Origin of the sequence: Bartonella alsatica (genome assembly GCF_013388295.1) — a bacterium.
Lineage (GTDB): Bacteria > Pseudomonadota > Alphaproteobacteria > Rhizobiales > Rhizobiaceae > Bartonella > Bartonella alsatica.
On the sequence record NZ_CP058235.1, the window covers coordinates 118,358 to 144,725 of the forward strand.

Below are 26,368 nucleotides of genomic sequence, written 5' to 3' on the forward strand. Positions count from 1 at the left end.
TGGCACTGCATTCCGCTATTACCATCTTGTGTCTTCTCTATTGCAAAAAGATCCATGGGAACAATGAATTATTAGTCATGAATATAAAATTGCCATGCTTTCAGAAGCATGTACAACATAATTAGATACAAGGATTTAACTAAAACAGCTTATATTTATGTAACAATCAACACCATGACACATTAACAGCTACGTGTTATCAGTGATGAAATTGAAACTCATTGTACTTTTCTCATTTGTTGTGTAGCCTTTGTTGCAAAAGCAGAATAATTTTTTGAGAATTTAACACTTAATCAAAATACCCCGTGCTGTATTAGAAAAGTGTCAAAGAAGGAGGGATGAATACAATTTAAATATAGCAAATCTTGAACCAATAATTGTAGTAAAAGAATTTCCAAAAGATAAAGATATTATGCAAGAAAACTTAGGTTATTGAGATAAAGAGTAAAAAGCAGAGTTTTACATGAAATCACTGTTGAAAAAGAGGTTTCTACACTATTAGCGAAAATTGCTAATTACATTTTGTAAAATATATTTATTCATATTCCTTGAAAGCAGAAGCTTTTCTAATTTTATTTACTATTTTTTCAGAGCAATAAAAACTTAACATCAGAAAGTGAAATCTTTTAATTTGATTATCGAGAGTCTCTTACTTACATAGAGAATTGATAAAAACTTTGATTACTAATATATCAGAAATACGCTCTTTAACATTGTGTACAAAAATATCCAATAGGGCTTACTCTTCAATAATACCACAAGCTAAACGCACACCACCTCCACCAAGTGGTAATGGCTTATCTGATTGATTATCTCCTCCTAAATGGATTATTAACGAATGTCCTTGAATATCTGAAAGTTTTTTAATTCGCGGAGCAAGAATGCTCATTGTTGATTGCCCTTTATCATCGACATAAAGTGAAGGTAAATCACCTAAATGACCATTAATATTATAAGGTCCAAGGTGTTTATTAGTGTGGTTAGGATCATAGTGCCCACCTGCAGCACCACCAATTACACCGTCTTTCATATCACATGAAGGCTTTTCATGCACATGAAAACCATGCAAACCTCTTGGTAAAGTGGACAAATTTGGCGCAAAAATCAAACCATATGTGTTTTCTTCAATTCTAATTATACCAATAGGCTTTTTTATATTGTTCTTTTTTAGCTCATAAATCTTTACTTGTATAGATTTTGCGAATGCATTAAAATGGCAAGTAAAGAGCGCGAGAAAAGCTAAGAAGAAGAAAAAAATTTTATTCATAGAGCAGCCTTTTCTAATTGTTATTTTAAGTAATTTTTACTAACTTAAAATCTTAAATATAAAACATAAAAGCAATAATTGATGAAGGAATTTTATATTTTATGAGAAATCTATTTTTTCTTTGTATTTTGTAATATTCTCTTTAAAAATTAAACTTGAAGTAACTTATATACTTCTAAGTTGTTTAAAATGATCTCTCTCGTCTCTCAAAATAATACAGCCTTTATAGAATAACAATTATGTCTCATCTATATTTCTTCAAGAGGTACTTCTTAAAAAAAAAGTTTAAACTTAGCTAGAGTTAGAACTTTATCTATAATATGACACGAATCTTATAAAAATCAGCAAGTTATAATTTGCTGTTTATCTTTGTTTTACAAAAACATTTCGCTTCATGAACAAAGTTAAATGAAGTAAATTTTCTTTTCATTTAAAATTTATAAGAGACATAACTATCTTGGTGTATATAAATCTCCCATAAAAGCATAAAATATAGCGACCAAAATACCTATTATTGATCCTATCATTGCACCAATTACTATTCCGATGAAAAATGCTATACCTATACCCATTGTGATAATTGGTCCAAATCCTGGCAAAGCAATATAACCATAAGTCGCAAGAATCGCTGCAATTGCTCCCGATATCCCCCCATTTAGACCTGCAATAAGTGCTGGCTCTTTAATAAAATGGCAAATTTTTTTCAAAAAATTTCTCTCACCATCATTTGAAGCAATGTTGCTATAAGTTTTAAAATTAATCATACCTTTTTCTTTCATTGTGGATACTAACTGCCCCAGAATAATCGACTGATATGAAAAAATGGCACTCTCTAAATTTTACTAAAGCGCGCCAAATTCCTTTATCATCTAAACGCAATCGTTTAATATCCCTAAAACCATTACGCATGAGAAAATTTTTAATTTGTGAAGCAGTAAATGAGTTTTGCCCAGGTTTAGTAATGTCTTGGGTCAGAGCATATTTGGTATTTTGGCAATAGGGGGGATAGAAAGCTTCACTTATTGAATCAGTAACGATAAATGAGATACAGAGAGTCAGTATAAAAAAAGTAATAGATTTCAAAATCTCATGTAATCTCATTTTGTCACCATTTATTTAAACGATGTTTTTAAATAGTTATCTTGTATGTTAATTAACCTTTATATTGCTTACAGGTTCCAAAGATTATTTGATTTTCAATATTATACTTAATGAAGAAAACTTTTGAAACTTTATCTTGATGATAGGACATGTCTCCTTAACACCCCATACTTTGAATTTTACAAAAGATTTTTACACTCTCCAGTTGTGAAAAGAACTTTTTAGGATTAGTTTCCTTCAATCTGGCCGTATTAAACAGATTTTTGACGTGATTAAATAAATAAACTTTCTTGCAAAAAATGCCTATCTTGTTTTAATTTTATTCTTTTCTTAAAAGAGATAAAAAATGATATAAGAAATGAAACGATGCTTAAGTTTAAATATTTTATAAAAATATGAAAAGCAGAAATGTTTTTCTTACCAGCACTTGATATTTTTGTTGTTCAACGACTTATCCCAATCAGTATAATTTATTTTTCACATATCAATAGAGTTATTTAGGTAATTTGACTGGAAATATTTGCATAATTTCTTTAAAGCCGTAACCAGGATAAATTCCTTCTCGCATAAATAAATTACGTAATGGTAAGCAATGACGTAATAATCCAAAACCAATACTTCGTATAATATGAACAGGCAACATATTAGAAAGTAAAGAAAAGTTAAGCATATGAACAGATCCACTTCGGATCAATATATCAGGTTGGCGGCACTTATTATAACGTGTAATAATTATTTTAGAGTAAGAATCAGATATTTTGTTGGGTAAAATATCAATCAAAGTTTGAACATCACGAAATCCTAAATTCAATCCCTGTGCTCCAATAGGAGGAAAAACATGGGCTGCTTCACCCACTAAAATCGTTCGGTTAGCAGCAAAACGATAAGAAATAAGTCCTGAAAGAGGCCATGCTTGAATTGGCGTTTCTAATGTTAGTGCTCCAAGCATTGACTGCATCTGATCTTCGATTACTTTTGCAATTTCTTTTGCCTCCATATTTAATAATTCCTCCGCACGAGAAGGAGTAACAACCCATACAAGACTAGATCTTTTCCCTGGTAGTGGAACCTGTGTAAATGGTCCATGTTCTGTATGAAATTCAGTTGATGTATTTTGATGAGAAAAATCATGAGAAAAATTGAGAACAAGTGCTTTTTGTGGATAATTCCATTGTTTGGTAGCTATACCCGCTGCCGCTCGTGCTAAAGAATGGCGTCCATCAGCAGCAACAACAAAAGATGTTCGAATAACTCTACCATCTGCAAGAGTAATACATACATGGCTGTTTTTCTGATGAAAAGACTTTGCTAAAGAAATAAATCTTGTAATATTGGGCGTATGCATAATAGAATCGAGTAAAGCGTTATTCAGCTCTACATTAGGGATATTATAACCAAAAGCTTCTTCACCAATTTCAACGGAAGAAAAATTTATAGTAGGAGCACGCACTGTCCTAGAGGTGATATCTATGATTCTAATGTGAGATAAAGCCGCTGCATGTGTCTTAAGAATATCCCAAATTTTAAGTTTTTGAAGCGTATGCACTGCTGGCATCATAAGAGCGGTTGTTCGTAATTCATCTGCATGAACAGATGGACCGATCAGACAAACAGAATAGCCCTTATGCGCAAGACACAGTGCTGCTAACATACCGACTGGGCCAGCACCAATGACAGCAATATTTTTACACTCGTTTTTTTCAAATGTCACAACAACTTGAGCCTTTCACCATTTACTAAATATTTTAACATTTCTAAATCAACAATCTCTTTTTATTGTATAAAGTACTTCTAATATATTATGTAATAAGTAATGGGATATAAAAAAGTAACCTTTTTGTGATTTTTTTTGCGATAAATTCTATCATGGATAAAAAATAGCGTGTTAGTAAACGATGGAAAACTTTAAAGACGAGGATAAGAAAACTTGAAACACAGGCTAACAAAAAAAATCGAAACACATGCTGATCGCTTGCGTCACAAAAAAGTAACGATGCCACAAGCAAAGGCCTTTTCTGTCCATTTACTAACAGCTTCGGGTTCATTTTTGGCATTTCTTTCTCTTATATCAGCTTCCCAAAAAGAATGGACTGCTATGTTTTGTTGGCTTGGGCTTGCACTTCTCGTTGATGGTATAGATGGTCCAATTGCGCGCAAACTTGATGTTAAATACATACTTCCAACATGGTCAGGGGAGCTCTTGGATAACATTATTGATTATGTAACCTATGTCTTAATCCCAGCTTTTGCACTTTATCAAAGTGGTTTAATGAGTTCAGGATTGTCATTTTTATTAAGTGCTATCATTGTCATTTCATCAGCTATTTATTATGCAGATACTGGAATGAAAACTAAAGAAAATTTTTTTAAAGGATTTCCTGTAGTTTGGAATATGATGGTTTTTATGTTTTTTGTAGTAAGACCAGGAGAGTGGATCACTTTTACCATTATTGCTTTGTCGGCAATTATATCTTTTTTACCAATTTATTTCATTCATCCAGTAAGAGTTATCCGTTTGCGTAAGCTTAATTTTTCAATTTTTCTTTTATGGTGTTCCTTTGGTGTTATCGCATTTTTTTATCAACTAGATTCTCCAACTTGGGTTAAGATAGGAATTACAATCACAGGAATTTATATGTATTGTATTGGTGCTATCATGCAACTATTTCCTCAATTAGGGGTAAAAAATCTTAACAAAATAAAAAGATAGATATTTTAGAATGGGGATAAGATGCAAATTGATTTTGGGGCAGGTGATGAAATTTTTTTCACAAAAGAAGGGCGTGCTGGTATTATAAAGCTCACACGCCCTTCAGCATTAAACGCTCTTAATCAACGAATGGTTCTTGCTTTAAAAAAAGCTCTTAGTACATGGGAAAGAGATGATGATGTTTCTTGCGTCTTAGTTGAAGGTGAGGGGCGTGCTTTTTGCGCTGGTGGAGATGTTGTAGAAATTTACCACATGAGAAAAAAGTCCTCGTCTTACCAATATTTTAGAGATGAATACCGCCTAAATACTTATATAAAACGCTTTTCAAAGCCTTACATTTCTTTTTTAAACGGAATTTGGATGGGAGGAGGAGTAGGTATTTCTATATATGGCTCACATCGAATTGTTACAGAAAATACACTCTTTGCTATGCCAGAAAGCGCTATTGGATTTTTTCCAGATGTTGGCGCAAGCTTTTTTTTACCATCACTTCCCAATCACTTTGGCATCTATCTTGCATTGACTGGTGCCCATATAAAATGGGGAGATTGTTTAAACTTAAGGTTAGCCACACATGCTGTTCCTGAAATTGAATTAGAATGCATCAAAAAAGCTATTATTGAACAAGGAAATCCTGAATTAGCTTTAAACGAGCGAGCAATCATACAAGACTATGAAACAAGTCATGAAATACGCTGTATTATCAACACTTGTTTTGGTGTCCATACGCTAGAAGAATGTATTGAATTACTTCATAAAAAAAGCAATGAAGGTATTTTATTCGCCAAAGAATGTTATGATATGTTGCAGACACGTTCTCCAACAAGTTTAAAAGTTATCTGGAAGCAAATGAAACAAAATCAAAATTTAACTTTGGAAGATTGCGTGAAAATTGAAAATCGCATCGCACATCATATGATTAATTCACATGATTTCTACGAAGGTGTACGTGCAATGCTAATTGATAAGGACAAAACGCCGAAATGGCAACCAGACAAACTTTCAAATATAACAGATGAAATGATAGATGCTTACTTTCAACCAATTGCAAAAGAGTTATTATTTTGAAAACCAATCTTCAAAAACAGATTTCAAAAGTCAATTTAATTTATAACTGCTATTTGCGATTTTTAGCACTCATTTGCTTAGGTTTAAGTATTTTCTATTGGATACGTCTTGTTGGTATATTTCCAAACATTTTATGGCGTTTTGATCTTATGCCATGGCATTGGCAGTTTGCATCAGCCACATTGGCTATTATTTATCCTATCGCTTTAATTGGACTTTGGATGTATTCATTGTGGGGAATTGTTTTATGGTGCATCGCAGTACTTACTGAAACATTAATGACGTATTATTCCAATACTATTTCTATTGATCAACCATTTATACCATTATTTCATGGAATATTATTTTTAATCTTTATAATACTACAAATTATAAGGAATTATACAAAAGATTACTAGCTTATGCAACTTAGGTTTTCGGGCCAAAATAATTGGCCCGATTTTTAATTTTAAAGACCATAAATTTCTCTAAGAAAAAGCTACCCACCATAAATCCAAAGAACTATTAGCCTTTGATGAAAATATCCAAATTAATGCTGCTACAGTTCCCCACAACGCTGGTATTAACATATAAATTTACTCCTATACACTTTTACACTAACATTAATAAATTCCACTGTTATTTATAACTTCCAATGTTGAAAGTAGCCAAATTACTGCTGCTATAGTTCCCCAAAATGCTGCTGTCATATCAATTACCCCTTAATATTCATTAAAAGTTCCATAATATATATTATGCGATAATATGATAAAGGTCGTAAGATCGTAACGATATGGATCCTAATTTAGACACATTAATCATATATATGTCGCATATTCCTTTTTTTAAACAAAATTGTGTCAATAATTAGGCAAAACTGTTTTACATCAGCATTACAATGTTTTTACTTCTTACTTTAGAATGCCTCCCACACATAAAGCAGAAAATATTTGGTTCTTAAAATTGTGCATCTGTTTCAAAAATAAGTCCCTGATATGCAGGTTCAACATGTGGTGGAACGTAGTTTATAACCTTATTGTAATCAAGCGATCTGTCCATATGTGTAAGTATGGCTTTTTTGGGCTGCAAATATTTTATCCATTGTAATGCTTGATCAACAGAAAGATGACTTGGATGAGATTCAAATTGAAGAGCCTCAATAATTAAAATCTCCAAATTCATTAATTTGGGTAGTGTTTTTTCAGGAAATTTGCTAACGTCTGTACAGTAAGCAACATTACCAATACGAAAACCTAAAGAATGAATATTACCGTGATATTGTAAATGCGTATTGACGGTTATTGCTCCGCCCTGCCCCTGAACTATAAATTGACTATCTTCATTGATAAGATGGGCTTTTAAAATAGGTGAATAAGATGAACCTTTTGGTGTTTTAAAACAATATCCGAAAGCGTTTTTTAAATGCTTTAGTGTGAATGTATCTGCATAAATATCTATTAAACATTTTTGGGCAAGTGCATAACTACGTAAATCATCAATACCGTGTATATGATCTGCGTGAGAATGCGTATAAAGTGCAGCATCAAGATGGTTTACACAGACATCAATCATTTGTGATCTAAAATCTGGACCAGTATCAATCACGACTGTTGTTTTTTTTCCTGACGTATGAATGCGTTCAATTAACAAAGAACTTCTGTAGCGTTTATTTTTAGGGTTATTGGGATCACAAGCTCCCCAATCACCATTTGGGCGAGGAACCCCCGGAGAAGAACCACAGCCTAATATTGTGAATCGGTATCGATCAAACATACCTTTTGCCTTATTTCATTTTGCTAAATAAACGAAAAGCATTCTGCGTGGTTATTTGAGCTATCTCTTCAATACCTAAGCTAATTGTTTCAGCTAAAATAGCCGCTGTATAACATAAAAAAGATGGCTCATTTGTTTTTCCTCGATGAGGAACAGGAGCTAAAAATGGCGCATCTGTTTCCACCAATAAATACTCATGAGGCACAATTTTTGCTATTTCACGGATTTCAAGCGCATTTTTAAAAGTTAGAATACCTGAAAAAGAAATATAACCACCAAGTTCAATGGCAGCACGAGCGAGTTGCATCCCAGATGAATAACAATGAAGTACAAATGGAAAAGCACCTTCTTTTATTTGTTCACGTAATATTTTTTCCATATCCGAATCAGCATTGCGTGAATGTATGACAAGAGGAATTTGTGTTTCTCGAGAAGCTATGATATGTTCTTGAAAAACTTTTTTTTGCTCTTCTGAAAAAGAAGAATCATAATGATAATCAAGACCCACTTCTCCAAATGCAACAATTTTAGGATTCTTCGAGAGGTGAATAAGTTCTTCAGCTGTAATATTTTGTTCTTCATGTGCATAATTTGGATGCGTCCCAACAGAACAAAATACTTGATCATACATTTGCACAATTGCTAAAAGTTTATCCAACTGACGGACACGGGTTGAAATCGTTATCATACGTTTAACATCAGCATCTAAAGCACGTTGGATAAAACTATCCAAATCTTGTGAAAAATCTTCAAAATCAAGATGGCAATGTGTATCAATCAACATGGTGAGTCTCATCTTTCTTCAAGATATAACGGGGAAAGATTGGTTCTGGTGGCGGAAGATCAAGATCTTCTTGAATTTTTGAATGACTTATATGATATAATGACCGCTTATCTTCAGCAATCGCAAGGCTATTAAGAAGCTTAGCCGCTGACTGTGGTATGAAAGGCAAGAGCATGATTCCTATACGCCGCAAAATTTCTACAGTTATGTAAAGAACTGTAGAAAATCTTTCTGGATTATTGTTTCGTAAACTCCAAGGTTTTTCGCTAGCAAAATAACGATTAGTATCTGTCACGATTGAAAAAATAGCTGAAAGAGCTAAATGCAATCCGTAAGAAGACATGGCTTGGCGCACAAACTTAAGCGTTTGAAGAGATTGTTCCAAAAGCTGTTCATCTTGAACTAAAAAAGTCCCTGGTACAGGAACTTTCGCATTGCAATTTTTGGCAATCATGGACAAAGAGCGCTGTGCTAAATTACCAAGATCATTAGCAAGATCAGCATTAATACGTTTTAAAAAACCATCATGACTATAACTGCCATCTTGTCCAAATGGCACTTCACGAAGTAGAAAATAACGAAATTGATCAAGACCATAGTGATTGACCATTTCAAAAGGATCAACGACATTTCCAATGGATTTTGACATTTTTGCACCGTGATTGAGTAAAAAACCATGAGCAAAAATATGCTTAGGGAGTTCAATTCCAGCAGACATTAAAAATGCTGGCCAATAAACTGCGTGAAAACGAAGAATATCTTTACCAATGATATGAGTATTTGCAGGCCAAAAATCACGTTTTTTTGAATTTTCATCAAAAAAACCAATTGCTGATAAATAATTCGTAAGCGCATCAACCCAAACATACATAACGTGCTTTGGATTATTTGGAACAGTAGCTCCCCAATTAAAACTTGCCCGTGAAATAGAAATATCTTTTAAACCCGATTTGATAAAACTTATAACTTCGTTACATCGTTCACGTGGAGCAACAAAATCAGGGTTTTTCTCATAATGTTTAAGAAGAGCCTTTTCATAATTAGAAAGTCTAAAAAAATAACTTTCCTCCTCATTCCATTCGACTGGAGAGCCTAACTCTTTTTCCCGACGGATGTTATCTTCTCCAATTTCAGTATCTTTCTCTTCATAATATGCTTCCTGACGCACCGAATACCAACCAGTATAACGACCAAGATAAATATCACCATTAGCTTCCATTTTTTTCCAAATTTCCTGACAAGCTTCATAATGGCGCTTTTCTGTTGTACGGATGAAATCATCGTTAGAACAATTTAAGACTGCAAGCATTTTTTGAAACACTGCACTATTACGATCTGCAAGTTGCTTAGGTGTCATACCCAATGCTGCTGCTGTTTGTTGCATCTTTAAGCCGTGCTCATCCGTACCAGAGAGAAAGAATACATTTTTTCCGTCTAATCTTTGGAAACGGGCCAAAACATCGCTTACAATTGCACTATAGGCATGCCCAATATGTGGAGTACCATTAGGATAAAAAATCGGAGTAGTTATGTAATATGTGTCACGCATGTCATACTCATTGTGAAACGCAATAAAAGATACCTTGACATAACGTCTGTTAATCACATTGTCACGGAAAAAGCTCACTCTTGTGAATGATTTTATGAACTTTAAAAAACAAGTTAATAATGAATTGCTTCTTATCAAGATTAAATGCTTGTACTTCTTCTATCTCTTGATAAATGTGTTGCCACGCTTGTGCACATTTTTTTGAAAGAGCTAACTCCCCCCTTTCAACATGCATGATAGTTTTTTTTTGAATTTTATAAAGAAGTTCATCACAAAATTGTTGAAATTGGACAGCTGAAGAAAAAGACGAAAGTGTTTGTGCAAGAGTGTGTACAATAGCAGGATTACAAAAAGATTGCTCCAAAAGATTATCAATGGTTTTAACAATTTCAAAACCGCCATGGCAAATAAGTAAAGCAGCTTTTCGAGGACTTCCTTTGGATCTCTGAATAATCATTTCAATGGTTTTTTCATCAGGTAAATCCCGATTTAAAAAAATATGTGTAATGACTTTTTTCATCTCATCATCACGCAATGGACGCAAAGAAATACGTTGGCATCGTGAGCGAATTGTTGAGAGTAGTTTTCTTGAAGAGTGCGTGATAATAATGAACAAAGTCTTTGCAGGAGGTTCCTCAAGAATTTTAAGAATTGCATTAGCCGCACTTCTATTCATATCTTCCGCGGGATCAATAATAATAATACGCCATCCATTATCTTGCGATGTTTGGTTTAAAAAATGCATAACATCGCGGATGTCATCAATGAGTATACCTGTTTTGAACTTTTGTGTTTTTAAATCAAAGCGGCGTGAAATATGCAGAAGACCAGGATGACAGCCCTGCATAATTTTGCGCCATGTAATAGAATTATGTTCAGGTTGCAGAAAATTGCCCTTTTGAGAGCTTAAAATATTCCAAGCAAGATGAAATGCCAATGTGGCTTTTCCAATTCCATGCTCTCCTTCAAATAATAATGCATGAGGTAAATGCCTTTCCTTACGCATTTGCGTAAAAAAATGGCGAGCTTCCTTATGACCAAAGATCATATTATTTTGTGAAGGTGATAAAACTGTATCGATATCGTCATATTGGCGCAAAATATTTACATCATTCATGCAAACTATCCCAACAATACCTGATCACAAATATTTCTTATTTTTTCTGCAATAACCTCTATTGCATCTGTAGCATCAATCACTCGAAATCTATGAGGTTCCTGTTTTGCTAATTGCAAAAAAGCTCGGCGCCTTTGTTCTTGAATCTCTAAATCATCTTTTTCAAAATAATCAATCGTTTCTGCTTGCTTTCTTCGCATTTCCGCGCGTTTCATACCATATGTTGCTGATATATCTAATAAAAATGTTAGATGAGGCATTATCCCATTGAGAGCAATACATTCTAAAACGGTAAGAATAGAAGAACTCACAGTATCATTGAGTCCTTGATACACTCGAGTAGAATCAATAAAGCGATCACATAAAACGACTTTTCCTTTTTGCAATGCTGGTATAATAACTTCGCTGACGTGATCGGTACGTGCTGCTGTAAGCAAAGATGCTTCAATTAAAGAACCATACCGTTGTGCTTGGCCAGACAATAAAACATGACGGATTGCTTCTGCACCCGCCGTTCCTCCAGGTTCTCGTGTTATAACGATATCGTAACCTTTGCTAGAAAGATACTGAGCGAGCAAAGAAATTTGCGTTGTTTTTCCTGCTCCCTCTCCTCCCTCAAATGTAATAAAATAACCTGACACGTATGAACCTTAACCTTTATTAGCACTCATTAAAAATATTTCCGTAACCATCCAATTGTTATTTCATAGAATGCATTTTTTACTTTTGTAAAGAAGCTCCCTTCCTGAACATTTTTTCCAGCAAAAACCGGTTTTTCGAGAAGAACTTTTTTATCTTCTAAAATTTGAATAACACCAACCGATTGTCCTAAAATGATAGGTGCTTTCAATGGACCATGATATTTAATTTTTGCTTTAATATTCATTTTTTTTTCATTCGAAAGCATAAAGCTTATCGGCTCTTGAACAATAAGCGAAACAGAATTTTGCGTCCCACCATAAACAGAAGCACAACCAACAGTTTCTCCTTTTGTGAAAATCGTTTTAAGATCAAAAGCTGTCATCCCCCATTGAAGAATGTGCTCTACTTCTTTTGCTTTCCTCTTGCCATCTTTCAAACCATTTATCGCTAAAAAAAGACGCCTATGATTTTTATAGACAGACACAACCATTGAAAAACCTTCATCTTCACTGTAACCAAAACCAAATCCCTCTACACCAATTTTTTTAGAAATAAGAGGATTTTTGTTACGTTGAAAAATATTATTCCAAGTAAAATGAGGTTTGCGATAAAGCGTATAATAATCAGGATATTCACGAACAATGTGACGAGCTAATGTGACCATATCACGCAACGTCACCAACTGTCCCTCTTCAGGAAGCCCAGTCGCATTAACAAAATGACTATGTGATAGTCCGAGTATTTTTGCTCTCTGATTCATCAGTTTTGCAAAATCAGCCTCACTTCCCGATACACCTTCAGCAAGAATAATTGCAGCATCATTTCCATTGACAATAATTAAACCATGCAAAAGATCAGAAATACTAATTTCTGAATTTATTTTTGCAAACATAGTGGTTGTACCAGAGGGTGCTCCACCTTTGTGCCAAGCATTTTCACTTACTTTGAATTTTTGTGTACTGCTTAACAAGCCTTCTTTTAATTGATGAAATATAACTTCAGCTGTCATCAATTTTGTTAACGAAGCTGGAAAAAAGGTAATATCACTTTGTTTCTCAAAAAGTATTGTACCTGTATCATTATCTAGTAACAACAACTGTGAAGCAGAACTTTGAAAATTTTGCGCTCTCCCCCACTCATCCAATATTAATATCCAAAATAAAGTAAATAAAACCCTTAACGCCGTACGCATAGCTGCTTCTCCTCTTAAGAAAGAGCATAAAGAATCTTCTTATACAAGAAAAGATTTGTTTTGCTGTAAACTGAGAATCCCATCCCAAAATTAGAAAAGGTTTCTATTTTTTCTCAGTATCAACAAAATAAACCAACATGCTACACTCTCTTTTTAGTTTCACGCGTAAGGTTTATTTCTTAATTTTTTAAATGGAGGAGAGCATCATATTATTTCATAACAATCAATAGTTCCACTTTTTCTTTTAAAATGAAAAGCTTACTAGAATGAACAACTTTTAATCACCCGCAATTTGAAAATTCATTACAAAAAACAAACATTGCTTTCTCTTTAAACAGCTATAATTAGTTGAGTCTTATTTTTTGCTTAGCTTATTTACAAAAGCCACTTGATCAAATAACACTGGCTTACTAATTAAAATTGGACCATTTTCTGGCAATTTTACTGAAAGAATTTTATTGGAGTGTTTTTGGCTATTAGCACTAAATCTCTCTAGTGTGATATTTTCTTTCGGAATCCCCGTAAATGCTAACGAGGACGAAGCATCATTCCCTGATATGTAAGAAGCCATTAAATAAGCAGCATCATAATAGCCAACAGGTGCTTCAGAAACATACTCCACTTTAACATTTGTCACACCTGCATTTGCATAACCAAGTATTTGTGCAGCTTGCTTTGATAAATCAATGATTCTATCCTTCATAAAAGGACCGCGATCATTTACTCTAACAATGATAGAAGATCCATTTTTCAGATTAGTAACACGAGCATAACTAGGTAAAGGCATTGTAGGATGAGCAGCAGTTAAAAGGTTCATGTCATAGACCTCACCGTTTGCTGTTAAACGCCCATGAAAATCTGAACCATACCATGATGCTTCTCCAACACGTTTATAGGTTGGATCATTTTGGGGATAATACCACTTTCCTTTTATTTTGTATGGTTTACCAACAATAGCCCGTCCTTTTCTCTTTTCTTTTGATTGATTTTGCTCTCTTGAATTTTTTTTAGACAAAACAGTAGTCTTTACGTCATCGGCTTTATTATTATGAAAACTTTTTATTACAAAATGTGCTGTTTGGCTCGCACAGCAAGATACCAATAACTGAGCCATAACGACTACAGAAAGAAATTGAAATGTCGAATTAAGAATGGAAATAAACTTTTCTTTGCTATTTAAAAGCATTTATTAGCCCGCTCATTTCTAATTAATATTTATTTCTAATTGAGTATTTACTACAAAACCATATCGTATTTTTTCTAAGCGATAGGGAAGTTCACATTTCCGGATGATTCTCCTCGCGTACTTGTAGTATCTGAAATTTTATCATTTATCAAGAAATTAATATATTATTAATATTTTTTTGTTTTGCAAATGAAATGTAATTTTATAGACATAATAAATGAATTAAAAAAATTAAATAAATCAATATCCTTATAAAGAATATATTTTCATAATGTAAATTGAAACATGTAGAATGATTCTTAATAATAGTGATAAAGCATTTTAATTAATCTAGAAAACTTCCATAACCTAATGAGAAAAGCTAAGTATATACATCTATGCTTATAGGTCTCAGATCGGATTATCTGACCAGTTGATCTCCACACGCTTGATTGCCTCATTGTTGGAAAAACGAAACCGCTTCTCAACGGGGGCATTCTCTCGCAATGGGTTCCATGTCACCCATAACTCTGCCCGCCATCCCTCTCCCTCTTCTCTCAAAGTCGGTATAAGCCTTTGCCAAGCTGTTTCCGTCACTGGCTCTGCCTCATCAACCCAACAAAGCAAAATCCGCCCCATGGATTTGATACTTGCAATATTCCGGTCAAGTCCAGAAAACTGAAAGGCTATACGACCATCTATCGACTTAATCGACGACTCCCCAACCTTGTAATAGTCCTTTAAAAAGTCATGCGCTTCAATGGCGCGTTATTAAGCATATCATAAGCATCATTTTTATCAGGATTTTCAAGAGCTTTAGCATCATTACAAGCATCACTGTAGGAAATATCTTTACACAAAAACCAAATATCTGATTCTACACACTGTGAGACGCATGCAATTCTTTAGCAAATAAATTCTCAATTTCGCGCGTCTCGTAGATGCAATAGATAATGTCTTTGCACATCTCAAACAGTGGTTCTCAAAAAATTATTAGCGAACGTTAGAGGAAATAGATGAACTTTATAGAGGTATATTGGAAAATCTTATTTTCGAACTTTTGTTAACGTTCCCGAATCTTTAAAAAAAATACGGAGAATCAATACGTTATACATGGATAAAATTGAATGGTGATCCCGACAGGATTCGAACCTGTGACCCACGGCTTAGAAGGCCGTTGCTCTATCCAGCTGAGCTACGGGACCAACTGGTTATTCTCTCAATTCAAAATGGCATCCTTAAACTTAATGCGTCCAAGATTGCTGCCTATCACTGCGAAAATTATCAGAATAAGAAACAACACGCCGAATCGATCTATGTATTTTCTCAACACGATAAGGAATAGCATTCTTACATACAAACGCAATTGCCTCTTCTTTACTATTAAATTGGATTTTTATCTGACTATTCATATCAGAAGTCGATGTATATCCCATAAGAGGCTCAAGCATTTTTGCCTGCAACGGCTCATATTCCAAAACCCAAAAACCAGTATTCCTTCTACCTGACTGCATAGCCGTCTTTGCAGGACTATAAATACGAGCGATCATGGTTATTGCCCTTCAAACTATCACAACACTTGAATGATAATTGTTTACCACACACACCAATTTGGCCATTTCAACACATAAAATCAAGCATGGTCGGAGCGATAGGATTCGAACCTACGACCCCCTGATCCCAAATCAGGTGCGCTACCAGGCTGCGCTACGCTCCGCTATTTACAATTATTTATGCACATTCCCTAAAATTTTCACAACGGAAGTGCAAGAGAAAAACACGTTTTTCTAAAAATTTTGTTGTATTTCTTTACAAGAAAGAACTTTTTAAAATTTTTTCTGCTAAGTAACATATATTCATTGACAGAAATAAAAAAATGACATCCATAAAAGAAAGAATCCAATCCACATCAACAAATAACCGGCTTCTCCATAAAAGCTTTATAACTTTCATATTACTTCGGAAAAATTTTCATGATATCAGAAACATTTAACGGCTAAATTCTAATATACTAATTAAGCATCACGAAAAATTCCCAATATATAAAACTACAACATCTTGATTTTGTTCACACGAAACCCAAAACGAATTATAAGCAAAACTGAGTACCTCCTTCTATCACTTTATTTATCTGACCATTTTCTCAATTCTACCCTCTCCTGACAATATCAATTTTCTTAAATCATAAAACTTTCGTTAGAGAAAAAAAGAAAGCTTCTTTCGCCCCTAAACTTATTTTTAATGCTTGATATACTCACACGAACTGTAGAAAAAACGCAATATTATAAATTAGAAATTTTAAAATCATTCTTACAATGTATCAGACATATTTAAAAGAAAATCGCTATTATGTTAAAGAAAAAAATAAAAATACATTGTCTTTTTCATTCCCAACAGATCCATAAAAAATGGAAAGCGTAAATAGAATAGCATTTCGCTCTGTACACTACCATAGCAGTAAAAGAAGAGCACTTTTTTCCATTAAGTAAAATGCAACGTGCTCAGAAACAGTGTTTACTAAATTTTCATATTAAGGACTTCACTAATGACAGAGCGCGTTATTTTGCTCTTTCTTTGTAACGCCAACTGATCAACAGAATCAATAACGTGTCTCAATGAAAATAAAGAACGCTCACAACGGCTTACAAGATAGTAAACAGTATCCGGATGAACAATAATTTGCTTATCAGAAAAAAGTTTGAAAGCAACAGCTGTTAATAACGCATCATCAGGCTGATTAATTGCAACCAACATAACTGAATTAAGGCGACTTTTTAAATCACTTAACTTTAAATTCCACGCTGATGGTACTGCACGGGCAGTTATCAACAAAGTAGCTTGGCATGTATCAAGATTTGCTTGCTTAACACTATTAATTAAGTGAAAAAGCCCCGTCTCACTAATTTCACCAGCATCAATATCTTCAATTAAAAACGGCCTTCCTGAAGCAGCCATTGCAACAGCTTGATCAATTTCATTGCGATGAAAACTCAAAGCATGAGATTTTTGTGCCCACACACTAGAAAAGTGTGTTTTTCCAGATCCTTCTTTTCCAACCAAAACTGCAATAGGTAAGATCCAGTTTGGCCACTGATCAATAAGCTGAAAAGCCATACGATTGCTTTCTGTCACCACTATATCATCTAATTGGAAAACCGAATTATAAGAAAAATTTAAGGACAATTGCGTTTCACACCTACTCATCTAGCAACTCCGAATTTTCACTTCGCGAATACATCTGAGAATTAAGATAAGTATGAAGAGCAAAACGAACCAAAACAGCAACAGCCGCAGCTGCAGGAATAGCAACAAGCATACCAGTAAAACCAAAGAGTGAAGAAAAAGCAAAAAGTGCAAACATCAACCACACTGGATGTAGCCCTACTGATGACCCCACAAGTTTTGGTTGAAGAATGTAGCTTTCAATAAATTGACCAATTAAAAAGAGAATCATAACAAGGATGATACACCCCCAATTATTGGGGTAGAACTGGACCCATGCAACACCAACAGAGAGTACAAAGCCACTTATTGTGCCAATATAAGGAACAAAGCTAATAAGGCCAATAAACATACCAATCAAAAGCCCAAAATTGAGTCCGGTAATAGTCAGACCAATAGCATAATATCCTCCCAATATTAAACAAACTGTTCCTTGTCCACGAACAAAACCAGCAATAGCTCTATCCATTTCATGAAAAATACTGCGAACAGTTTCAAGATGATCGCGCGGTATCAACGAATCAATTGCTGCAACCATACGAGGCCAATCCAATAACATGTAAAATGTTACTACAGGTGCCACGACAAATAGACTGACAATATTAACGATAGATTTCCCTGACTTTAAAAGTGAATTCAAGAGAGATGTAATAAAGTCAGAACTTTTTCCTAAAAGCCCTTTAATATTACTCTGTAATTCATTTGGATCACTTCCAAAATAACGCCTCACCCAATCAAAATCATGCTCAACGAAAAAATTTTGAATACGATTAATATAAATGGGTAAACCATCACTCACAAATTGCTGTATTTGCCAACTAACGATGGGAATCAAAATAATTAAAGCAGCAACAAAAATAACAACAATAAACAAAGTAATAAGGATAGTGCCCAAAACACGACGAATTCCAAATTTTTCAAGCAATTGAACAATAGGATTAAGAAAATAAGCCAATACAATCCCTGCTACAAAAGGAAGTAAAATAGATCCAAAAACAAACATAAAAAGAATGAAAAAAACCAAGGTACCAAGCCAGAAAAAAATTTGTTTCTTCATATCATTTGGTAACGGTACTTGAGTGTAAGCTGGTACATAAGTCTTATAACAATCATGAGATCTATTCTCACGCATTTTTTTCTTCATAAGCTGCCAAGAAGATTGTCCGTGATTATCTGATATCTTGTTCATAAAATACCCTAAAAAACTCTTCAAAAAGATTATAAACTTCTTCAAGATTATAAACTTCTTCAACATAGCTCACAAGTAAAGTTGCTTATTTTTTCAAAATGATAAATACCAATCTCTCTTGCAGAGATAACTCTATCATGGCATTGCATAATATCAAAACTTGATTTACCATAAGAAAGGTTCCAATGAGCAAGCAAAACATCATACATGATAAATCTAAGTGTGGCCTTACCTATGCAAAAGCCGGTGTAAATATCGATACAGGTAACGCTATTGTAAAAAAAATTAAACCCTTCATACGCTCAACAAAACGAGCCGGAGCAGATGCTGAAATTGGTGGATTCGGTGGTCTCTTTGATTTAAAAGCAGCAGGCTTCACAGATCCCATTCTTGTAGCAGCCAATGATGGTGTGGGAACAAAATTAAAAATTGCAATAGAAGTAGGTACCCATAATACTGTGGGGATTGATCTCGTAGCCATGTGTGTTAATGATTTACTCGTACAAGGTGCTGAACCTCTCTTTTTTCTCGATTATTTTGCAACTGGTAAGCTTGATCTTGAACAAGGTGTTGCAATTGTTTCTGGTATTGCAGAAGGATGTAAACAAGCTGGTGCTGCTCTTATTGGAGGAGAAACTGCAGAAATGCCAGGTATGTATGCAGAAGGAGATTATGATTTAGCAGGGTTTGCTGTAGGAGCGTGCGAACGCAGTGCTTTACTCCCTTCAAAAGACCTGACAGAAGGCGACATCATTTTAGGTCTTAGCTCATCTGGCATCCATTCCAACGGCTTTTCTCTTGTAAGACGAATCATTCAACAGAGTAATCTAAAATGGAAAGATCCCGCTCCTTTTAATCCTCAAATGAGTCTTGGCACAGCATTGCTTACACCAACACGTATTTATGTAAAATCACTCCTCCCTGTCATACGAAATTATAAAGAAGTCAAAGCTCTTGCTCATATTACAGGTGGAGGATTTCCTGAAAATATTCCACGAATACTTCCATCTTCTCTCTGCGCTGAAATTAATCTTTCTGTCATTCCTGTTCCTTCTGTCTGTTCATGGATTGCACAACAGGGTAAGATAGAAGAAGAAGAAATGTTACGGACATTTAATTGTGGCATTGGCATGATTGTTATCGTAGCCCAACACGCAGTTGAAAAAATTACACAAATACTTGAAATACAGGGAGAAACAGTTACCTCACTTGGCATTTTAACAAAACACCAAGATAAAAGAATACTCTATAAAGGAGTACTTAACTTATGAAAAAACAAATCGTTGTTTTTATTTCTGGCAATGGCTCCAATATGATCGCTCTTGCCAAAGCCAGCAAACAAAAGGAATACCCTGCTAAAATCGTAGCAGTTATTTGTGATAATCCTCATGCTTCTGGCATTGAAAAAGCACGTAACAATAACCTGCCTATTCATGTTATTGATCGCAAAAATTATCCAACGAAAGAAGCACATGAAGAATCTATTTTAATGGTTTTAGCTCAATATCAACCGGATTTTCTCTGCTTTGCTGGATATATGCGTCTCATTTCACCATTTTTCATAAAACATTATGAAGGACGAATTTTAAATATTCATCCTTCTCTTTTACCTTCATTTAAAGGTTTAAATACGCATGAACGAGTTTTACAAGCAGGCGTTAAAATCACTGGTTGTACTGTTCATCTTGTTACAGAAGATATAGACGCAGGAAAGATTCTCGCTCAAGCAGCCGTTCCAGTCTTTGCAAACGATACTGCTGAAAGCTTAGCACAAAGAGTTCTTAAAGTAGAACATAAACTTTATCCTGAATCTTTAAAGGCCTTTATTGAAGGGAAAAACAAAATAGTAGATACCCACCAAGAACTTTTATCATTTTAAGTATGCTCATCAGAATTTTCTAACATTACACTTAAAATTTTCCTTCAACTCTTGTATTTTGAACTCTACAAAATTTTAATATTATAGAATCTATTATCTTCACGAATATTTTTATACGAAAATAAAACATCTCTTTTAATTTTTAAACGGTAAACTCCCAAATTACTTTTATTTATTTAGTTCATTGATTTTGCACATTATTATGGTTATGTCCATTTTCCAAAATACTCTAAATTTTTGTCTAAAGAATCTTAAAAAATAATTTTTTGTTTTTCTATTGTGCAAGCGTTTCTTTAACTGTTAAAGTTAATTGTTTGAGTGTAAATGGTTTAGATAAAAAACCAAAAACAGCATCTTCTGGTAGATTTTTAGCAAATGCATCTCTTGCGTATCCAGAAACAAAAAGAAATTTGATATCAGGGTAGTTTTTACGTACTTCCTTAAGCAAAGTTGGTCCATCCATTTCTGGCATCACAACATCGGAAACAATAATATCAATATCTCCCTTATTTTTTTCAAGAACAGTAAGTGCTTCTACTCCACTTGCAGCCTCTAAAACAGTATATCCTCTCATTTGAAGCGCTCTTACCCCACCCATTCGAACAGCATCTTCATCTTCAACCAACAAAACAATCGCAGATCCTGTTAAATCTGTATTTTTTTCTTGCTCTTCACCTTTTTCAATCTTCGAGAAAATTTCTCCGTTATTATTATAAGGAATATATCGAGGAAGAAAAATATGGAATGTCGCTCCTTCATTCTCTCTACTTTCACAATAAATATAGCCACCTGTCTGCTTTATAATTCCATAAACCATTGATAAACCAAGCCCGGTTCCTTTTCCAACTTCTTTTGTTGTAAAAAATGGTTCAAACATTTTTTCTTGTATAGCAGATGATATACCAGTTCCTGTATCTGAAATAGTTAATTGCACATACTCACCAATTCCAAAACCCACATGATCAAATTCAGCACTTTGTTGTTTTGTAATATTATTTGTTACAATCGTAACAACACCTCCGTCCGGCATAGCGTCACGTGCATTAATAACCAAATTTATAATCACACGCTGGAAAGATGCTTGATCGACTTCAACGCTCCACAAATCTCTTCCATGAATAATTTTTAATTGAATATTATTGCCTAAAAGGGGTAAAATAAGATTGCGGATATCGGTTAAAAATTCTGTAAAATCAACTTCTTCAGGCCGAAGTGTTTGCTTTCTAGAAAAAGCCAATAATTGCTGTACAAGTGCAGCTGCACGATTAGCATTATTCTTGATATTGATAAGGTCAGCATGTGCAGGGTCAGAACTACGGTGCGTATTTAAAAGAAGATCACACGACATCAAAATTGCCGTTAAAACGTTATTAAAATCATGAGCAATACCACCAGCCAATTGTCCAACGGCCTGCATTTTCTGACTTTGTATCATTTTATCTTCAAGCATTTTTTGTTCTGTTATTTCTATAACAGATATAATGATAACATCATGTAAGAGATCATCATAATAAGACTTTATAGGCATAACATGGAGACGCAAATGACGCTCTTCATTATTTTCTAAAACGGTTTCTATTGGTACTGTGTAATTTTTATTTGTTGTAATTTTCTGAAATGCACGCTCTAACTGTGCATGATCACGATGAGATATAACATCATAAATATTAAAAGTTTTCCCTATACATCCCGTGAGTAACGAAAAGGCCTTATTCATATGAACCCATTGTCCTTTCCGATCCACCACTGCTATTGCAAATGGACTCGCATCAAAATACTCTACTAAAGCACTGGGTAATTTTAATTGACCATTGTTCTCTCGCTGTTGTATTTGCTGTGGGATTATAACAATACGATAAATAGCTTCATCCTCTAAGAGAGAAGAAGCACACATAAAACAATTCAATATTTTCTTAACATCAGTCTCTGAATTTAAATATAACGAAAACCTATAAGGTAAAGGGTAACCTGAACTTTGATATTTGTTATTTTGCAAACAAATATCACTCCATGTGCTATTGGCTTGAATGCTATTAAATAGTCTATCAAAATTATATTGGCCAACAGTAAAGTTTGCTAAGTCGATTGAAAACCAATCAGCAAAAACTGCATTTGCATAAAGAATAGTTCCTTGTGTATTAACAGATAAAAAACCAACAGGAGCTTGATCTAAGTGATTGATAGCTTCTTGAAGATTCAAGAAAAAAACTTCACGATACTTCTGCAAATGCGAAATATCGGTAATACGCCAAAATAAAAGCTTTTTTCCCCGCTTTGTAATCGGTTGAACAGAAAAATTATACCAAACAGTTTTTTTTTGTGTAGAATGAGCAAAAATCGACTCTTCAATTCTTAATTCTTCTTGTGCAGAAAGATGATTACATCCTGCAGCTTTTAAGCGATACGCCAGTGCACCAGCACCTGGAAGATCAGCAATAACCACATAACAAGAAGTCTCAGGCTTATAGGTAAGAATTTTTTGATAATTTTGATTAGAATAATAAACAAAACCGGACAAATCAGAAACTATAATTACATCATCGCTACTATTAAAGATGCTAAGATCAAAATCATCCTGCAACTGCACCGTATTATATCTTAAAATCCCTATCCCTATCAGAACAAGTGCAGCCCCCCCTATAACCGCTAAAGCTAAAAAAGAAACACTCCCAGCCTTTTGCATATAACTCTGCGGATAAAAAAAATTTACAATACCTACAATAAACAGAAAAATAATAATAAAAACAATACTAAAAATCATGGCCCCCCAGTGGACAGAAATAGACGATGTTCTCTCAATATTTTCAAAACCTTTATCCATCTCTCTTTGCCTCAATTATAGCCATCTCTTATACAAAAAATTACCTTCATAATCGTTGTTATGAAGTATACAGCATGATAATATCTAGCCAATGAAAATCACTCAATATTAAAAAAACCATGTTTCACATTATTAAGTGAACCTTTTAAAATATGTTTACAAACTTATAATATAGATGGGAGGAGAACCATGCACGTCTGGTTATCAAGACAAGTAAATACATCTGCGGCAAACATAATTACAAGCCTTGTGCTTTTCATAATAATAATCACAACTATTGCTGTAATTATCATGTTTTTACGCCGTTTAAACACAAGAGGATTCAAAACTAACAGAAAAAAACGTCCACAACGCCTAACCATATGTGATACAATTGCTATCGATCGTACACGACGCCTTCTTCTGATAAGTCGTGATGATACAGAACACCTAATTCTTATTGGTGGATTAACAGATGTTGTTATAGAATCGGATATTAACGGTAAACACATCACACAAAAAAACGCTGTTAAACAAAAGCAAAATACACAGACAATATCCACAATAACAAAGAAGAACTCAAACCCCAATCTTACAGAAAAAATACCTTTTTCCGTAAGCGAAATAGAGCATTCCCAGGATAATATCTCGAAGCCTTTTATGAATCAATATTTGGAGGATTCAGCAATCACTGCTGAAATTGAAGGAAGGCAAGAACCATCCTTATTTATCCCTGTACAAAAAAAATAAAATAACCAACTTTTCAACTCTAATAGTGAGTATTTCATTCGTTTATTACAACAAGCGATTTCAATCATCACGATAAACTTTTTCTCGTCGTTCATGGCGTTCCTGTGCCTCCAACGATAAAACTGCGATTGGTCGAGCCTCAAGACGTTTTATACTAATAGGTTCGCCAGTTTCCTCACAAAAACCGTAAGTTCCATTATCAATGCGCTCCAAAGCAGCATCTATTTTCGAAATGAGTTTTCTTTGACGATCACGAGCACGTAATTCAATTGTACGATCAGTTTCGCAAGATGCTCTATCAGTTAAATCGGGCTGACCAGCATTCTCTTCCTGTAAGTTTTCCAAAGTTTCACGGGCTTCTCTTAATATATCATTTTTCCAAGAAACCAATTTAGCACGAAAATATGCCTTTTGCCGCTCATTCATAAAAGGCTCATCTTCACTAGGGCGATATTGATCATCAATCTTTTCGCTCATGCTATAAAATCTCCACATATGGTATGTGCGGACTATATATTGGGGAACATCAATCAACACAAGTGTAAAATGCTTTTTTATATCTACCTACAAATGTATTTAAAGCTACAGTTTAGAGCTTCACTATTTTTGCGCAGTATGAACTTTCTTGACATAACTACTCGTCAGCCTTCTCCTTTCTCTCTTTTCCAGTGATACCTAGAAACCTATAAAAAGGAAATGCAACTATTCAGTGTCATGTGGAATAATCTTACTCAGTAATTGGACTAAGCCTCAAACGTATCAACAACAAATCATCACAATATACAAAAAGTAAAAATCTCTATAGGGTTAGAGTCTAATATCTACGATTCAAACATATCAAAACGTCTTTTTCTTAATTACGATTGATAGTGATAACTTCACCAAACAAAACACAATGGGTTGCATGTTCATGCTAACAATTCAAACGACAATAAAAAGATACTAAAGCATCTAAAAGACTAGGTGCACCAATCAGAAAAATTCCCCATTGTGCTATTAAAACATTCATTGTGTATAACACCGCAACACCTGAAAAAATGTGTATAACACCGCAACACCTGAAAAAATATCTGCTAATGAACGGCGTTTTCCCACTAAACTATTAACACAAAAATTTCCATTTTCTACAAATAATTGATTCCCAAGATTATGCCGCATGAGACAAACAAGAAGGATTGAGGGAATCATCAGATAAAGAACAACACGCTGAAACTGTCACCCCACGCCTTCCCTTAAGCTCATCGTCGCTACAATATGTACATATTCTATAAAATGACTCATAGCATCTCGGTATTTTTGCGGAGAAACAGTAATATTATGTTGAAGTTTAGATATTAAATACGTTGTATGATTTAACATATCTTTCACTTATACAGCTTTAAAATTTCAAATAAGTTTTCCATAAAAAGATTTATGGCATGTATTTTTCTTTACGTCATAACACAAAAGATATTTTAGTATACAAAACGACGTGATAAAAACAGCCAATCAAGGAGATCTTAATGCCCCATTCTTATCTTATTTCACCTTCTCTTTTGGCTTCTGATGTCTCCAAACTTGGCCAAGAAGTATTGGATGTTATTGATGCCGGTGCAGATTGGCTTCATCTTGATATCATGGATGGCCACTTTGTTCCTAATATCACTTTTGGCCCTGATATCATCAAGGCTCTCCGCCCATTAACCAAAGCAACATTTGACGTTCATTTAATGATCACACCAGTAGATCTCTATCTTGAAGCTTTTGCAAAGGCTGGTTCAGATATTATAACCATTCATGCCGAAGCAAGTCCTCATCTTCATCGTTCACTACAAACAATCAAAGCAATGGGGAAAAAAGCAGGAATTGCACTCAATCCAAGCACACCAGAACATGTACTTGAGTATTTGCTTGATCAATTAGATCTTATCCTTATCATGACGGTCGATCCTGGTTTTGGTGGGCAAAACTTTATTCCAGAAATGAAAGATAAAATCAAACGGGTTAAAAGCATGATTGCGAACAGGCCTATTGATCTTGAAGTTGATGGCGGTATCACTACTAATACAATTGGGATAGCTGCGAAAGCTGGTGCAAATGTATTTGTCGCAGGTTCTGCAATTTATAAAGATGGAAACAAAGAGCTTTACAAAACACGTATGAATGCACTGCGCCAAGCCGCAACTCTCTCATAATAAGGAA

Annotated in this window: 23 protein-coding genes, 2 tRNA genes and 2 pseudogenes; 7 read left to right on the forward strand and 20 right to left on the reverse strand. The window is 34.3% G+C overall.

Translation table 11 applies throughout. From position 1 onward, the window contains the following. Nucleotides 1–739: 739 nt before the first annotated feature. The 4 genes from sodC to HWV54_RS00535 form a co-directional block, all read right to left on the reverse strand. On the reverse strand, nt 740–1,267 hold the full coding sequence (gene sodC / locus HWV54_RS00520; protein WP_005865253.1) for a superoxide dismutase family protein: 528 nt from the start codon (nt 1,265–1,267) through the stop codon (nt 740–742). Nucleotides 1,268–1,719: 452 nt separating this feature from the next. After that, the gene (locus HWV54_RS00525) at nt 1,720–2,046 is read right to left on the reverse strand and encodes a hypothetical protein (RefSeq protein WP_005865251.1); all 327 of its coding nucleotides are present in this window, start codon (nt 2,044–2,046) and stop codon (nt 1,720–1,722) included. Further along, on the reverse strand, nt 2,024–2,368 hold the full coding sequence (locus HWV54_RS00530; RefSeq protein WP_005865249.1) for a hypothetical protein: 345 nt from the start codon (nt 2,366–2,368) through the stop codon (nt 2,024–2,026). Before HWV54_RS00530 ends, HWV54_RS00525 begins: the two co-directional genes overlap by 23 nt. Nucleotides 2,369–2,861: 493 nt before the next feature. Continuing rightward, nucleotides 2,862–4,079: a UbiH/UbiF family hydroxylase gene (locus tag HWV54_RS00535; protein ID WP_005865247.1), complete on the reverse strand. Its 1,218-nt coding sequence runs from the start codon at nt 4,077–4,079 to the stop codon at nt 2,862–2,864. A gap of 216 nt (nt 4,080–4,295) precedes the next feature. On the opposite strand from HWV54_RS00535, the gene pcsA reads away from it, so the two are divergent. The 3 genes from pcsA to HWV54_RS00550 are packed head-to-tail and all read left to right on the forward strand — an operon-like array spanning nt 4,296 to nt 6,544. Then, nucleotides 4,296–5,078 (forward strand): phosphatidylcholine synthase, encoded by a 783-nt coding sequence (gene pcsA / locus HWV54_RS00540; RefSeq protein ID WP_005865245.1) that lies wholly within the window; start codon nt 4,296–4,298, stop codon nt 5,076–5,078. Nucleotides 5,079–5,099: 21 nt separating this feature from the next. Beyond that, nucleotides 5,100–6,146, forward strand: coding sequence for an enoyl-CoA hydratase/isomerase family protein (locus tag HWV54_RS00545; protein WP_005865243.1), 1,047 nt, complete (start codon nt 5,100–5,102; stop codon nt 6,144–6,146). Continuing rightward, entirely contained in the window at nt 6,143–6,544 is a 402-nt protein-coding gene (locus HWV54_RS00550; RefSeq protein WP_005865241.1) for a DUF6163 family protein, read from the forward strand. Before HWV54_RS00545 ends, HWV54_RS00550 begins: the two co-directional genes overlap by 4 nt. Nucleotides 6,545–7,082: 538 nt before the next feature. Here HWV54_RS00550 and HWV54_RS00555 read toward each other — a convergent pair. The 13 genes and pseudogenes from HWV54_RS00555 to HWV54_RS00615 form a co-directional block, all read right to left on the reverse strand. Further along, on the reverse strand, nt 7,083–7,898 hold the full coding sequence (locus HWV54_RS00555; RefSeq protein ID WP_005865237.1) for an MBL fold metallo-hydrolase: 816 nt from the start codon (nt 7,896–7,898) through the stop codon (nt 7,083–7,085). Between the two features lie 10 nt (nt 7,899–7,908). Further along, nucleotides 7,909–8,682 (reverse strand): TatD family hydrolase, encoded by a 774-nt coding sequence (locus tag HWV54_RS00560; protein WP_005865235.1) that lies wholly within the window; start codon nt 8,680–8,682, stop codon nt 7,909–7,911. Continuing rightward, a complete protein-coding gene (gene metG / locus HWV54_RS00565; protein WP_005865233.1) occupies nt 8,672–10,231 on the reverse strand; it encodes a methionine--tRNA ligase in 1,560 nt (519 codons plus the stop codon). Before metG ends, HWV54_RS00560 begins: the two co-directional genes overlap by 11 nt. Before the next feature lie 61 nt (nt 10,232–10,292). Further along, a complete protein-coding gene (locus HWV54_RS00570) occupies nt 10,293–11,348 on the reverse strand; it encodes a DNA polymerase III subunit delta' (protein WP_005865231.1) in 1,056 nt (351 codons plus the stop codon). Nucleotides 11,349–11,353: 5 nt separating this feature from the next. Further along, nucleotides 11,354–11,989 (reverse strand): dTMP kinase, encoded by a 636-nt coding sequence (tmk, locus tag HWV54_RS00575; RefSeq protein ID WP_005865229.1) that lies wholly within the window; start codon nt 11,987–11,989, stop codon nt 11,354–11,356. A 29-nt stretch (nt 11,990–12,018) separates the two neighbouring features. Then, the gene (locus HWV54_RS00580; protein WP_005865227.1) at nt 12,019–13,182 is read right to left on the reverse strand and encodes a D-alanyl-D-alanine carboxypeptidase family protein; all 1,164 of its coding nucleotides are present in this window, start codon (nt 13,180–13,182) and stop codon (nt 12,019–12,021) included. A gap of 355 nt (nt 13,183–13,537) precedes the next feature. Continuing rightward, nucleotides 13,538–14,368, reverse strand: a complete 831-nt coding sequence (locus tag HWV54_RS00585; RefSeq protein WP_005865225.1) for a septal ring lytic transglycosylase RlpA family protein — start codon at nt 14,366–14,368, stop codon at nt 13,538–13,540. 396 nt (nt 14,369–14,764) lie between these two features. Next, a pseudogene (locus HWV54_RS00590) lies at nt 14,765–15,115 on the reverse strand (phage terminase large subunit); the annotation flags it as partial. A 360-nt stretch (nt 15,116–15,475) separates the two neighbouring features. Further along, nucleotides 15,476–15,552, reverse strand: a tRNA-Arg gene (locus tag HWV54_RS00595). Nucleotides 15,553–15,591: 39 nt separating this feature from the next. Next, nucleotides 15,592–15,897, reverse strand: coding sequence for an ETC complex I subunit (locus HWV54_RS00600; RefSeq protein ID WP_005865221.1), 306 nt, complete (start codon nt 15,895–15,897; stop codon nt 15,592–15,594). Nucleotides 15,898–15,987: 90 nt separating this feature from the next. After that, a tRNA-Pro gene (locus HWV54_RS00605) sits at nt 15,988–16,064 on the reverse strand. An 800-nt stretch (nt 16,065–16,864) separates the two neighbouring features. Further along, nucleotides 16,865–17,551 carry a DnaA regulatory inactivator HdaA gene (hdaA, locus tag HWV54_RS00610; protein WP_005865219.1) on the reverse strand — a complete coding sequence of 229 codons (687 nt, stop codon included), beginning with the start codon at nt 17,549–17,551 and terminating at the stop codon, nt 16,865–16,867. Beyond that, nucleotides 17,544–18,758, reverse strand: coding sequence for an AI-2E family transporter (locus tag HWV54_RS00615; protein ID WP_005865217.1), 1,215 nt, complete (start codon nt 18,756–18,758; stop codon nt 17,544–17,546). Before HWV54_RS00615 ends, hdaA begins: the two co-directional genes overlap by 8 nt. A 185-nt stretch (nt 18,759–18,943) precedes the next feature. On the opposite strand from HWV54_RS00615, the gene purM reads away from it, so the two are divergent. Both purM and purN read left to right on the forward strand, forming a co-directional pair. Then, complete coding sequence (gene purM, locus HWV54_RS00620) at nt 18,944–20,029, forward strand: phosphoribosylformylglycinamidine cyclo-ligase (protein ID WP_005865216.1); 1,086 nt, start codon at nt 18,944–18,946, stop codon at nt 20,027–20,029. Then, nucleotides 20,026–20,637 (forward strand): phosphoribosylglycinamide formyltransferase, encoded by a 612-nt coding sequence (purN, locus tag HWV54_RS00625; protein ID WP_005865214.1) that lies wholly within the window; start codon nt 20,026–20,028, stop codon nt 20,635–20,637. Before purM ends, purN begins: the two co-directional genes overlap by 4 nt. A gap of 274 nt (nt 20,638–20,911) precedes the next feature. Here purN and HWV54_RS00630 read toward each other — a convergent pair whose 3' ends face one another. Then, nucleotides 20,912–23,458, reverse strand: a complete 2,547-nt coding sequence (locus tag HWV54_RS00630) for a response regulator (protein WP_005865212.1) — start codon at nt 23,456–23,458, stop codon at nt 20,912–20,914. Between the two features lie 189 nt (nt 23,459–23,647). Between HWV54_RS00630 and HWV54_RS00635 the strand changes: the two genes are divergently transcribed. Further along, on the forward strand, nt 23,648–24,187 hold the full coding sequence (locus HWV54_RS00635; protein WP_005865211.1) for a flagellar biosynthetic protein FliO: 540 nt from the start codon (nt 23,648–23,650) through the stop codon (nt 24,185–24,187). Nucleotides 24,188–24,247: 60 nt separating this feature from the next. On the opposite strand, the gene dksA is transcribed toward HWV54_RS00635, so the two are convergent. Together dksA and HWV54_RS07220 are read right to left on the reverse strand one after the other, a co-directional pair. After that, on the reverse strand, nt 24,248–24,664 hold the full coding sequence (gene dksA, locus HWV54_RS00640; protein ID WP_005865209.1) for an RNA polymerase-binding protein DksA: 417 nt from the start codon (nt 24,662–24,664) through the stop codon (nt 24,248–24,250). A 376-nt stretch (nt 24,665–25,040) separates the two neighbouring features. Continuing rightward, nucleotides 25,041–25,546: pseudogene (locus tag HWV54_RS07220) on the reverse strand (flavin reductase family protein). A 143-nt stretch (nt 25,547–25,689) separates the two neighbouring features. Here HWV54_RS07220 and rpe point away from each other — a divergent pair. Continuing rightward, entirely contained in the window at nt 25,690–26,361 is a 672-nt protein-coding gene (rpe, locus tag HWV54_RS00645) for a ribulose-phosphate 3-epimerase (RefSeq protein WP_005865205.1), read from the forward strand. Nucleotides 26,362–26,368 lie beyond the last annotated feature (7 nt).